This window comes from Neobacillus terrae (genome assembly GCF_011393025.1).
GTDB classification, from domain to species: Bacteria; Bacillota; Bacilli; order Bacillales; family Cytobacillaceae; genus Neobacillus_A; species Neobacillus_A terrae.
In genome coordinates this window covers 226,010-237,079 of record NZ_JAAOEO010000001.1, presented here as the reverse complement: position 1 = coordinate 237,079, position 11,070 = coordinate 226,010, and the positions used below count along the sequence as shown (strand labels likewise).

Below are 11,070 nucleotides of genomic sequence, written 5' to 3'. Positions count from 1 at the left end.
ATTACTCCTTATTTAATAAATACCTCGACTTTTCTTGCAAATGTATTAACAGTTACAAATTTCTTCATCTCTTCAGCACCCGTCAAATAAAGTGGACCACTTCTTAACCAGGCATGAGCAATCATTTCTCCATTCTCATCTTTAGCAGTCCCTAGATAAAGGGTACTATCTAGTTGGCGCCGTTCCAGCATTTTCATTGCAGCAATAGCCTTTACCAAACATTTACTTTCCCAAAAAGTGTATTTGCTCATAATATGGATTGCATGTGATATTTGTTTTACTATCCTTATATTTTCTGCTTCTATTACAAATGATGTTTCATTCATTTGAGCGCCAAGAAAATGTGAAACTCTACTGAAAGGTAAGGCTTTTAACACACGTGCCCATGCTAAAAGAAAATACGCTTCTATCAGCAACTTTTTCATATGCCAATTTGAAGTGAAGAATAACCATATCTTTCTCACTATTCACGAATCCTTCCATACTTTTTAAACAATGATAATTCTATAGAACTTTTTCAATCATTAAAATATTTTCATTTAATAACTGCTCTAGAAAAGGAATGACTTCTTGCTGGCATTCACTATTTTCCACATCAAACTCGCTAGTTAATTTTGAGATTAATTTATTAATAGTAATAGGTGTCTTTATACTTTTCCAAATATGTCCACCGATTGTGCCTAAATTGTAGTATTTTCCGTTATCAATACTCATCATTACAGTTTCTCCATCCATATCACTAGTAATATTACCTGGAACTTGAACAATAATCGTTTCCATAGAGAGTTTATCTTCACTTAACATTTTCATTTTTCATTCTCCTTGTTTATACAGCTTAGTATGATTGATACCAATTCATTTGCGGTAAAAGTATTTTTAGGTCTACGTAAATGGTACATATTTATCTGGTTAACTATCTTTGTTGAATTTGTAAAATGCCAATTGGTAAGGCCTAAATTTTTTATAAGAAAATTCCTGTAGGTATGAATTAACAGTGTATGTAAACGAGTTAGGCCTTTAATTTGTTTAAGCTCTACTTCATCCTTTTCGGTTAATACTAATTCAAATAAACCAGCTAGTTGCAGTGGTTTAGATGAGAATTGGTTTTTAATCGGAATTGCAAACTTAGTTTCTCTTTGATAAATAGCTCTAAAGTCACTACTTTTGATGCCGAATTCATCTAGGCTTTCTTGCCAGAGCTTCTGTTGGGGATAGGATGGAATCACCATAGAAACATTTTCATTAGTAAAATAAACACCAATTACATCATCTGTCAGCAATTGATAACCCTTATGTAGAAATGCGGATGCTAGAGTAGATTTTCCGGCACCGGAATCACCAATTATTGCGTATGCCTTCCCATTAATCGCAACTGCGCTCCCATGTAAAGGAAAGATTCCTCTTTGCATCAAGATAGCCCCCATGCAACTTCCCAATATATAGAGTCGTATCTCATCTTCTTTAAATTCATTTAGAGGTGAAACAGTGATTTTTCTTCCCTCTTCGATTAGAAATATAGCAGTATCATAAACTTTAAACATAACTAAACTTTCATTCATTATTAAAGTTCTTTGCGAACCAGACAATTCAAAATATAAATTTGATAAATCCTTAAAATCGATTTCTATATCTATCGAGTCCCTATCGTTATCGATTACTAATAATTCAGGGAAAGGGATTTTACTTCTCACCGTAAATCCAAAGGCCTTATAGATAACCTCATTTGCAACTTTCTCCATCGTATTCACACTCCAATTTATCCCTGATTATCTAAAATGCCCTTATATCCTCTACTATATAAGGGCATTTTTTAGTCAAACAATACTGTTGGATGGACTCTAAATGATAGAATTTCAAATAGACCTATAACGCTACTTGCATACAAAAAGACTTGTATTAATCTTCTTATTAACTTTTAGCGTCCATATGTTGACCAGTAACAGGGTCTACAGGAATTGTCTCTCCATCGGCATAATGCGAATCATAAAAATTCCCAGCCGTATTATGCATTGTCATCTTCACATCAAGCATTTCTAATACTGGTTTTTGCCATTCTCTTTTCATCTAATCACCCCCTTTCAAAGTATTTTTTTAGTAAGCGATACACTATTACAGCTCTCATTAGAATTCTATAGTCTGGGTCAGACATACTTTCTGTCCTTAGACCCTTTTCACTTTTAATCAGTGCCGTCATTATTACCTCTTTATCAAAAAATTCTATCACCCTAGATTCTTTGATAAGTTCCTTAACTTCTTCAATAAGCATATTCCAATGTGAAACCATACGATGGAGCCAATCTGCAGCTTGAATACCTCTAACATGTTGATTTAACCTAATTTGATCGGGAAGCACATTTTCTGTTGATCTTCGAATGAGGGCTCGGTCTAACCCATTTTGAACAAATTGATTATCTGGTAATGAAAAACAAAAACGGGTCACCCTTAAATCATTTGTAGGATCACGTTTCCACAACTTATATCGCAACGATAGTTTAGCATCAAGGGTACTACCCGAATTCCAAGTAGATATTTTTTCAAATATACTTTTTCTTTGCTCGTAAATATTTGGGGAGGCTAACCAGCCAGAGTCATCAATTCCATATTCTTTTAACTTTGAGAATATACCAGTTCTTTCGGCAAGTGCTGGGTTAATAATAGGCGGAAGGTCAAACCTATTCCCCTTAACTACCCTTTGATTAATTAAAGGATATCCTTTTCTAATAATGTAAGGGAGTAATCGAAATCTGGCTCCCCCAGTTTTCACGCTATAATTCTGTAATTCTTGAATAAGACTTAGCCACTTAAACTTCTTTAATAGAATCGCATAATAATCTATTGCAGACCCCCATGATATCGTCGAATTACCTTTATCGCCATTTAGTAGAATCCCTACACCTTGTTCGTTTGCTTTCTCAAATATACCTCTTAACCAGAAGGAATTTTCTGTGAATTTGTAAGGCATTTCCATCACCTCAAGATAGTCATCGATTTCGGTATAGGAACTTCTCCCATCAAAATCATAATAATGATCAGTAATTCCTCCTACATATTCAACCGTTTTCTTTATAAATGGCCGCTCGTCCGGCATTAATCGCTTGTGTGTGAAATCGACAAAATCTTTTGGTGGAAAATAACTGAATGTGTGTAAAGTCTTATTTCCTTTTTGTAGTTCTTTTGCTGCAAACCCTACGATTGCACCTGAATCTAACCCCCCACTTAATTGAGAACCTACTTCTCGAAACGTTCGTAACCTACAGTTTACTGCCTTTTGAAAAACATCTTGAAATGCTTCTACATATTCTTCGTTTGACTTTAATTTTAATTTTTCCTTTGGAGTAAATGTACCGTATCGTTTTAGGTCAATTCTTTCTCCTACAATTGAAATGGAATGGAATGGAGGCACTTGTTCTATATTTTTAAATGGAGTCATACGAGCATCTACCGTATCAATCATTCCAGTAATGGCTAAAAATTCAGCAATATAATTTACGTTTAATTGCTTCTCAACATATGGCAAAGACAATAACGGCTCAATAGTTGTACAGAAGGTGAAGCGTGAATTATTCCTAAAGTAATACAGCGTCCTATATCCAGATGGGTCTCTTGCACCAAAAAGTATTTGTTTCTTCTCATCCCAAATCATGTAGGCGAAATCCCCAACAAGGTGTTTGGGCGAATCTTCTCCCCATTTATAGTAAGCTAGCAAGATTACTTGACTGTCCGGCATTTCTTTTCTTTTTGATCTATCTACTTGCAGCTTTTCAAACAGTTCTTCACGGTTATCAATAATCGCATCTGCTGTTATAACACATTGCCTTTCAAAGTCATAAAAAGGCAGAGGCTCACTAATTGATTCAGGTGTGATCCATTGGGCGTGGCAGCCAAAGAAAACATTTTCTTTATGAAAAATTTTTATGTCGTCTGCCGGAAACTTTTCCAGACACTTCATCATTCCTGCTGCATGCTCGATAGGAACAGGTTCTCTATTTAAATTTATTATCCCGGCAATCGCGCTCATAATTTCCCCCTGGAAAGCTAGTTTCACGAGTATTGACTTTAAAACTATGTATTCTATATAATGGAAATGAGTATTCTTAATAATGAACAACCGTTCCAAAAAAATTTGTTAATTATACGGATTACCACTTGTTCTCTATAGAGAACATTTTCTATATAAATAAAATTATCATCTCCTCGTCTTAGAGTCAATATATTTTTCAAAATAATTTTTCAAAATAAAAAGGCTAATCAACATATTTGTTGGTTAGCCCTCTTCCTTAACATATCCTCGGAAACATAGTCCCTGATAATCTTGTTAATAGCCGCTTAGACCCAAGCGGGATTTCCAACAACATCTGCCCTTTTTCCTTAGCAAGAATAGAACCAACCACAACTGCATCTTTGCCCTCTGTAAAACTTCGCAATATATCCATTACTTTTTCTTTCTCTTTATCAGCAACTATGACAATCGCTTTTCCTTCATTTGCAAGGTAGAGGGGATCGAACCCAAGCAGGTCACTTACACCTTGAACCTGTTCCTTAACAGGCAAATCTAGTTCATTAAGTTTTATAGTTAAAGAGAAATCTTCGGCAATTTCCACAAGTGTTGTGGCAAGTCCACCGCGTGTAGGATCCCTCATTATCCGAACAGCAACTGTATTTTCAAGTACTTCCCACTACATCTTATTTAATGAAGCACAGTCGCTGTTGAGAGGAACGGATATGCCAAGGTCTCCACGTGCAGCCAGGACAGCAATGCCATGGTCTCCAATACTTCCGGAAACAATGATGGCATCCCCTTCTTCAAATTCCAAGCTGCAGCCAATGCCCTCCTTATAGACGCCAATACCAGTTGTATTAATGTAAACCCCGTCTGCACTGCCACGTTCTACTACTTTTGTATCACCGGCCACAATCGTGACACCTGTTTTCCGAGCTTCAGCTGCCATATCTTCTACGATCCTCTTTAAGTCGGAGATTGGAAATCCTTCTTCAATCACAAACCCGCAGGTTAGATATAGAGTCTTTGCTCCGCTGACTGCCAGGTCGTTTATTGTTCCGGCAACGGCCAGCTTGCCGATGGTGCCGCCTGGAAAGAAGATTGGTTTAATAACAAATGAATCTGTTGTAACAGCGATCCTGCTTCCCTCAATTCCCAAAGAGGCTGCATCAAATAAAGCAGAGCCACCGGAACCAAAAGCTTCTATAAATATATCTCGGATAAGGCGGTGGCTTAGTTCACCACCGTCTCCGTGTGCGAGGCTGATATACTTTTCCATTAGAAGGTCTCCCTCATGTATTGATAATAAGCTGAACAGCTGCCTTCTGCTGAAACCATGCATGGACCGACCTGGTTCATTGGATGACAGGCTTTACCGAACAAAGGGCATTCATTAGGTGTAATCAATTCCCCTGATCACCTCACCACAGCGGCATTTCGTTTTTCTTGGTTCAGCTACATTAACTGTGAACCTCTTTTTGGCATTGTATTAGTCATACTCTGGTTTTAAATCAAGGCCGCTTTCAGGGTTGACACCAATACCGCGCCAGACCTCATCACATTCAATCAAATATTACCCCTCCAGCCATGGATAACCTGATTTCCAGTCTTGGTAACCGCCATTGGGTGATTAAAATGGCCTTTTCTTTTTTTAATACAAGGTCTATTAATTTATAAATTCCGGAAAGGAGTTCGGCTGTTTCAAAGCCTGTAATCACACCCGATATATTGTATTCATCCACTAAATATTGATAGGAATCCTCCCCAAGAACGATTGAAACGTGACCGGGCAGTAAGAATCCATCCAACTTTACTTCTCCAGCATCTAATAACTATCGAAGAACAGACTCTACTAGTTTCGTGGTCATCCAGATTGAGAAGTTTTGGATGCGTTTGGTCCATTTGTGAAGGTGTTTTTTTGCTGTCCTCCAAGTGCAATAATTCCCGAAACATCACCATCTGTTACAAGTGGGTTCGGAACATAGCCGCGTGATCTGCGAAAGAAGTCGGTTTTCCATTATTTATTTGAACAACTGAATCGTCAACCGGATGCAGAATTTCTCGATTATGTGTGAGAAAATAATCGGCAAATCCCTTCAAGTAATATAAAGCCTCGTAATCTATATACAAAATTGGCTGACCGGATGGCGTTAAGAATTTATGCATATAAATCCTTATTAGCAAAAAAAACCTCCAGTTCACTCTGAAGGTTTTTGAGAAAAGTCTTCTATTGTACTACTCCGGTTTCCTCTTCATTGTCCTCTGTCTCTGCCCATTCTGCTTCTTTTTTCAGTTTCTTTCTATACACAATTTTTGATAAATTAATGCTTACTTCATAAAGGAACAACAATGGCAGGGTTACAACGAAATCAGACATAAAGTCCGGAGGCGTAATGACAACTGCAATAATAATTAAAACGAAATAAGCGTATTTGCGGATTTTGGATAAAACAAAAGGATTAATAATCCCTAATGAAGTCAGGAACATGACGACGATAGGCAATTCAAACAGAACCCCAAATGGCAGGGTCATATTTAAGATAAATTGGAAATACCTTTCGGCGGTAAAATTGGTAACAAACATATCTCCGCCCATGTGGACGAGAAATTTTAAAACCATCGGAAAAATAACAAAATATCCAAATACTAGCCCGAGTAAAAACAGGAAAAACAACGCCGGGATATAGGTAAGAGTAATTTTCCTTTCTTTCGGCATCAGGGCAGGCTTAACGAAAGCCCATATTTGGATTGCCAGCACAGGAATGGTACAAGCTATTGCAACCACAGTCGCAAGAGTAAAATAAATCCACATTATATCACTGGGGCCAAGTACCATTAATTTTACATTCAGGTCCCGAACGAACCACTTGTAAATATCCTCTACATATATAAAGGCGACAATGAAGAAAACCATAAAGGCAACAACGGTTATAATCAGCCTTTTTCTAAGCTCTTCCAAGTGATCGGTTAAATGAAGTTCTTTATCTTCCATACTTTTCCCCTGCCAATTCAATTGTTGCTTTTTTAGAAAAACTTAAATTGGGATAGTGCCACTTTTTCTAAGTCATACCATTTGCTAAAGAAAAAGGTGCAAGACGAGTCTTACACCTTATTTGCTCAATTTTTTCTTATCTTCATCGATATCGCTCATTACATCATCAGTAAGTTCACGAGTGGACTTTTTAAATTCCTTTAGTGTCTGCCCAAAAGCACGGCCGATTTCAGGAAGTTTTTTAGGTCCGAAAATGATAAGGGCTAAGACCAGAATTAATATTAAGCCTGGTACTCCGATATTTGAAAACATGGATGAACATCCCCTTTAGGTTATCAATAATAAATCTACTATGATTATAGTATTTTATAGGCTGGTTAGGCCAATTAAAATAAAAAATTCATAGGAAGTTCACAAAAATGAATCTAAATGATGAAAAAGTGACTTTTAGCATTTAAAAGAAAAGCTACCCTATGCTTTAACTCTATTCACAATTTAACAATAACTATAAACGAAGTCAATGCACAATACTGGAATTAGCCATTTTCTAATTTTTCTTTCATTTTAAAAATATTACTCCCAAAACTGCATATACTATGTCAAAAGAAATGAAATTCTAAAAAGGAAGTGATTAAAGTGGAATTTTCCCTGGATAGCTTTGATGGTGCCCTGCCGGTAGAAATAACGATTGATGATGACAATGGGCGATATATGATTAGGAAAAGCGACACAAGCGGAGAGTTTTTTAACAGCCCAAAAGAACTGATTCAATGGGTGAAAGCACACTTCCGTGAAGAAGAGTTCTGCCAGCCGAACGAATTTAGGGGAATGCTTTCAAGGTTCGCAGAATATGAAATCAGCGAACAAGGCTACTTATAAATCCTAGAAAAAATCAACCCTATCACAACTGTGATAGGGTCTTTGTTTTTATTGTCTTACATAAATGCAAAACTCATAATCATATGGATTTTTTTCATCTTTAATGCCTTTTTCGTTCGAAACTAGTTTCCATTCTGACAAATTAAATTCAGGGAAGAAGGTATGGCCGCCAAATCGATAGTCAATCATTGTTAAATAAAGCTTATCCGCATATTCAAATGTCTCTTTAAATATTTCAGCTCCGCCAATTACGAAAATTTCATCCTCTATTTGGCGGCTGTATGCCACAAAGTCTTCAACTGAATAAAATACCGTACAGCCTTCGCTCTTATAACCCTTATTTCTGGTAATAATAATATTTTCTCTCCCCGGAAGCGCGCGGCCTATCGATTCATGAGTTTTTCGGCCCATTGCAATCGGGTGTCCCATAGTAACTCTTTTAAAAAACTTTAAATCCTCCGGCAAATACCACGGCAGCTGATTATTTTTACCAATCGCCCTCTCCTCGTCCATAGCCCATATAAAAGAAATCAAACACTGACAACTCCTTTATATCAAGTGTAACCTCTGTTCTTTTTGTCATAATTATGAATTGATCTTTATATATTCGCCAAAAAGAAGTCACTAATCTTCTAATTATCTCCTCAAACTTCAGTAGACGAGTACTTAAATAATATTAACACACTTTTCCTAGAACGGAGAAATGCTGTAGCGGCATTACTTTGCACAAGAAAAATCCGAATCCATAAAGGGACCCGGATTATTCTTGCGTTTTTTTTCGTATATGAATCGTTTTTTCGATGGCTGCATGTATTTCCCCCTTCTCGTCTAAAAGTTCAACTTGATAAATCCGGTCAAGCTTGGGCTTTACCTTCAATTCTTCTTTTATAAACTGTACCTCTTGTTTCGAAAGCTTAAAAATAGCATACAGGGTCGTACGACCTGGTTTAATAAATTGGATGTTCGCCGCTTTATCCCAAACAATATATTCAGGGCCGAGCACTTTAAGCAGCATAAACATGTACGCAGGATCAACTGCTCCATACAAACTGCCGCCAAACAGCGTTCCAACATAATTACGTGTTCTATAATTTAAGGGAAGCTTAATATGGATTTCCATGAAATCATGGGAGATATATGTCACCCTTCCACCAGTTCCTCTATACGCAGGAAACAAGTTAAAACCTATACGGAACAAAGCGGTTTTTATTGATTCTGCCATTTCTGCGTCCTCACTCCTGAAGTAATAGGCCAAGTTCATTTACCTTTGAACTCGGCCTTTCGTTTCGTAAAAAAGGCAGTCACTCCTTCAATGGCATCCTGGCTTGCAGATACAGTTGCCATATTTTCGATTTCAATGCCTATACCCTGATTAATAGGCAAATCAATCCCCCTATTTACTGAATCCAGGATTCCGGATAGTGCAAGAGGAGGACCATCTGCAATTTGCCTGGCCCATTCCAAGGTTTCTTCTATTAATTTTTCCTGTGGTGCTACTTTATTGATAAGACCATATTCCAATGCCTTTTGCGCAGAAATTCTCTCTCCGCTAATCATCAACTCCAGAGCCCTGCGCTTCCCGATCAGCATTGGAAGACGCTGTGTACCGCCATAACCAGGCATGATGCCAAGACGAACTTCGGGGAGAGCAAATTCTGCTGAATCGGCAGCAATTGCTAAATGACAAGCCATTTGCAGCTCATTCCCCCCGCCAAAAGCTTTGCCATTGACGCAAGCAATAACCGGTTTTGGGAATAGTTCAATACGGTTAAAAAATTCGTGAATACGCTGGATATTAATTTTGGCCCGTTCTCGGTCAGCCATTTCCCCAAATTCAGAAATATCCGCTCCTGCAGAAAACATTTTTTCTCCGGTGCCAGTCAGGACAAGGACACGGATGTTTTCATTTTTTTCAGCATCCTTTAATATTGACTCCAATTCAAGTAGAGTTTCTCTGTTTAAAGCATTCATTGGAGGACGATTAATTGAAATAGTGGCCACTTTATCCTGAATTTTAAATATACAATTGTTTGCCATTATCCTTCCTCCCGTTCAATTACAACAGCAATTGCCATACCAAAACCAATGCACATTGTTGCTAAACCATATCGGCCACCCTGTCGTTCCAATTCATTCACAAGGGTGGAAATAATGCGCGCTCCACTGGCTCCAAGCGGATGTCCAAGTGCGATTGCCCCTCCATTAGGGTTAACCTTATTCATATCAGGATTAAGTTCTTTTTGCCAGGCAAGAACCACGGATGCAAAGGCCTCGTTCACTTCAAATACACTGATATCTTCAATTGTTAGATAGGCTTTTGCAAGAACCTTCCTAGTTGCAGGGATAATGGCAGTAAGCATGATTTCAGGATCGACCCCTGCCAGTGCCGTTGAAACTACTTTAGCACGTGGCTTTAACCCCAACTCTTCAGCCTTTTTTCGGGAGGCCAGCAGGACGGCTGCTGCTCCATCACTAATCTGGCTGGAGTTGCCAGCGGTTATTTTACCATCGGGACGGAAAGAAGGATTCAGGTTTGCCAGAGAATCAAGGCTGGTATTTTCCCTGTGGGTTTCATCTTCTGATAGCAAGAACTCCTCCCCATTCTGATTTTTCGCGAGAATAGGAAGGATCTCGCGTTTAAACCTTCCTTCTTTTTGGGCAGACAGTGCCTTCTTATGGCTGTGATAAGAATAAAAATCAAGCTCTTCCCGTGAAAGATTCCATCTATCAGCTATTAATTCAGCCGAAAAACCTTGAGGGATAATCGTATGCTGTTCAAGCAATAGAGAACTAAAATCTCCTCCGTCACTCCCCATAGGAATACGATTCATACTTTCAACACCGGCCGCAATCACACAATCTGACATACCGGCCATAATGGCATGGGCCCCCTGTGCAAGGGTCTCAAGACTTGACCCGCACATTCGGTTTACACTGACCCCGCATACTTCAACAGGCAGGCCTGCAATCAACCCGGCCATCCTTCCGATATTGAATCCCTGCTCGCCAATTTGGGTCACACAGCCCATTTTAATATCTTCGACCTCTATCGGATCGAGATGATTGCGTCCTATTATCTCTTTTAAAACGTGAGCTGCCATCTCATCAGGGCGATTTCCGGCGAGTGATCCTTTCTTGCGGCCAGTTGGGGTACGGATTGCATCTAAAATGACAGCGTCCTGGTTTCTCAATTCATTCA

14 protein-coding genes and 2 pseudogenes are annotated in these 11,070 nt (G+C 38.4%); 1 reads left to right on the top strand and 15 read right to left on the bottom strand.

All coding sequences use genetic code 11. The annotated features are described in order from the left end of the window. Window positions 1–8: 8 nt before the first annotated feature. The 11 genes and pseudogenes from G8761_RS01265 to G8761_RS01220 all read right to left on the bottom strand — a co-directional run bounded on the left by G8761_RS01265 (window position 9) and on the right by G8761_RS01220 (window position 7,304). Entirely contained in the window at window positions 9–425 is a 417-nt protein-coding gene (locus tag G8761_RS01265) for a lasso peptide biosynthesis B2 protein (protein ID WP_166023304.1), read from the bottom strand. A gap of 79 nt (window positions 426–504) precedes the next feature. Further along, on the bottom strand, window positions 505–810 hold the full coding sequence (locus G8761_RS01260; protein WP_243449859.1) for a lasso peptide biosynthesis PqqD family chaperone: 306 nt from the start codon (window positions 808–810) through the stop codon (window positions 505–507). Continuing rightward, entirely contained in the window at window positions 807–1,739 is a 933-nt protein-coding gene (locus tag G8761_RS01255; RefSeq protein ID WP_166022856.1) for a phosphoenolpyruvate carboxykinase (ATP), read from the bottom strand. The genes G8761_RS01260 and G8761_RS01255 overlap by 4 nt, the downstream gene beginning before the upstream one ends. A gap of 169 nt (window positions 1,740–1,908) precedes the next feature. After that, window positions 1,909–2,064: a paeninodin family lasso peptide gene (locus G8761_RS01250; protein WP_166022854.1), complete on the bottom strand. Its 156-nt coding sequence runs from the start codon at window positions 2,062–2,064 to the stop codon at window positions 1,909–1,911. A gap of 4 nt (window positions 2,065–2,068) precedes the next feature. After that, window positions 2,069–4,018, bottom strand: coding sequence for a lasso peptide isopeptide bond-forming cyclase (locus tag G8761_RS01245; RefSeq protein ID WP_166022852.1), 1,950 nt, complete (start codon window positions 4,016–4,018; stop codon window positions 2,069–2,071). Between the two features lie 259 nt (window positions 4,019–4,277). Further along, window positions 4,278–5,279 (bottom strand): annotated as a pseudogene (gene hypE / locus G8761_RS01240) (hydrogenase expression/formation protein HypE). Then, window positions 5,279–5,359 carry a hypothetical protein gene (locus tag G8761_RS26920; protein WP_243449870.1) on the bottom strand — a complete coding sequence of 27 codons (81 nt, stop codon included), beginning with the start codon at window positions 5,357–5,359 and terminating at the stop codon, window positions 5,279–5,281. The pseudogene hypE and the gene G8761_RS26920 overlap by 1 nt, the downstream one beginning before the upstream one ends. Before the next feature lie 203 nt (window positions 5,360–5,562). After that, window positions 5,563–5,808 (bottom strand): hypothetical protein, encoded by a 246-nt coding sequence (locus G8761_RS26915; protein ID WP_243449858.1) that lies wholly within the window; start codon window positions 5,806–5,808, stop codon window positions 5,563–5,565. A gap of 83 nt (window positions 5,809–5,891) precedes the next feature. Then, window positions 5,892–6,145: pseudogene (locus G8761_RS01230) on the bottom strand (carbamoyltransferase HypF); the annotation flags it as partial. An 82-nt stretch (window positions 6,146–6,227) separates the two neighbouring features. After that, entirely contained in the window at window positions 6,228–6,992 is a 765-nt protein-coding gene (gene tatC, locus G8761_RS01225) for a twin-arginine translocase subunit TatC (protein ID WP_166022850.1), read from the bottom strand. Window positions 6,993–7,109: 117 nt separating this feature from the next. Further along, window positions 7,110–7,304, bottom strand: a complete 195-nt coding sequence (locus tag G8761_RS01220; protein ID WP_027322035.1) for a twin-arginine translocase TatA/TatE family subunit — start codon at window positions 7,302–7,304, stop codon at window positions 7,110–7,112. A gap of 324 nt (window positions 7,305–7,628) precedes the next feature. Between G8761_RS01220 and G8761_RS01215 the strand changes: the two genes are divergently transcribed. Next, a complete protein-coding gene (locus G8761_RS01215) occupies window positions 7,629–7,871 on the top strand; it encodes a hypothetical protein (RefSeq protein ID WP_166022848.1) in 243 nt (80 codons plus the stop codon). 48 nt (window positions 7,872–7,919) lie between these two features. Here G8761_RS01215 and G8761_RS01210 read toward each other — a convergent pair whose 3' ends face one another. The 4 genes from G8761_RS01210 to G8761_RS01195 all read right to left on the bottom strand — a co-directional run bounded on the left by G8761_RS01210 (window position 7,920) and on the right by G8761_RS01195 (window position 11,062). Then, on the bottom strand, window positions 7,920–8,384 hold the full coding sequence (locus G8761_RS01210; RefSeq protein WP_420800221.1) for a dihydrofolate reductase: 465 nt from the start codon (window positions 8,382–8,384) through the stop codon (window positions 7,920–7,922). Window positions 8,385–8,631: 247 nt separating this feature from the next. Further along, entirely contained in the window at window positions 8,632–9,093 is a 462-nt protein-coding gene (locus tag G8761_RS01205; protein ID WP_166022844.1) for a DUF4442 domain-containing protein, read from the bottom strand. Window positions 9,094–9,128: 35 nt separating this feature from the next. Beyond that, complete coding sequence (locus G8761_RS01200) at window positions 9,129–9,908, bottom strand: enoyl-CoA hydratase/isomerase family protein (RefSeq protein WP_166022842.1); 780 nt, start codon at window positions 9,906–9,908, stop codon at window positions 9,129–9,131. Beyond that, complete coding sequence (locus tag G8761_RS01195) at window positions 9,908–11,062, bottom strand: thiolase family protein (RefSeq protein WP_420800219.1); 1,155 nt, start codon at window positions 11,060–11,062, stop codon at window positions 9,908–9,910. Before G8761_RS01195 ends, G8761_RS01200 begins: the two co-directional genes overlap by 1 nt. Window positions 11,063–11,070 lie beyond the last annotated feature (8 nt).

Excerpts from the sequence above, each read along its gene's own strand:
- G8761_RS01265 (WP_166023304.1), bottom strand. The coding sequence starts at position 425 with ATGAAAAAGTTGCTGATAGAAGCGTATTTTCTTTTAGCATGGGCACGT.
- G8761_RS01260 (WP_243449859.1), bottom strand. The coding sequence starts at position 810 with ATGAAAATGTTAAGTGAAGATAAACTCTCTATGGAAACGATTATTGTT.
- G8761_RS01255 (WP_166022856.1), bottom strand. The coding sequence starts at position 1,739 with ATGGAGAAAGTTGCAAATGAGGTTATCTATAAGGCCTTTGGATTTACG.
- G8761_RS01250 (WP_166022854.1), bottom strand. The coding sequence starts at position 2,064 with ATGAAAAGAGAATGGCAAAAACCAGTATTAGAAATGCTTGATGTGAAG.
- G8761_RS01245 (WP_166022852.1), bottom strand. The coding sequence starts at position 4,018 with ATGAGCGCGATTGCCGGGATAATAAATTTAAATAGAGAACCTGTTCCT.
- G8761_RS26920 (WP_243449870.1), bottom strand. The coding sequence starts at position 5,359 with ATGAACCAGGTCGGTCCATGCATGGTTTCAGCAGAAGGCAGCTGTTCA.
- tatC (WP_166022850.1), bottom strand. The coding sequence starts at position 6,992 with ATGGAAGATAAAGAACTTCATTTAACCGATCACTTGGAAGAGCTTAGA.
- G8761_RS01220 (WP_027322035.1), bottom strand. The coding sequence starts at position 7,304 with ATGTTTTCAAATATCGGAGTACCAGGCTTAATATTAATTCTGGTCTTA.
- G8761_RS01210 (WP_420800221.1), bottom strand. The coding sequence starts at position 8,384 with ATGGACGAGGAGAGGGCGATTGGTAAAAATAATCAGCTGCCGTGGTAT.
- G8761_RS01205 (WP_166022844.1), bottom strand. The coding sequence starts at position 9,093 with ATGGCAGAATCAATAAAAACCGCTTTGTTCCGTATAGGTTTTAACTTG.
- G8761_RS01200 (WP_166022842.1), bottom strand. The coding sequence starts at position 9,908 with ATGGCAAACAATTGTATATTTAAAATTCAGGATAAAGTGGCCACTATT.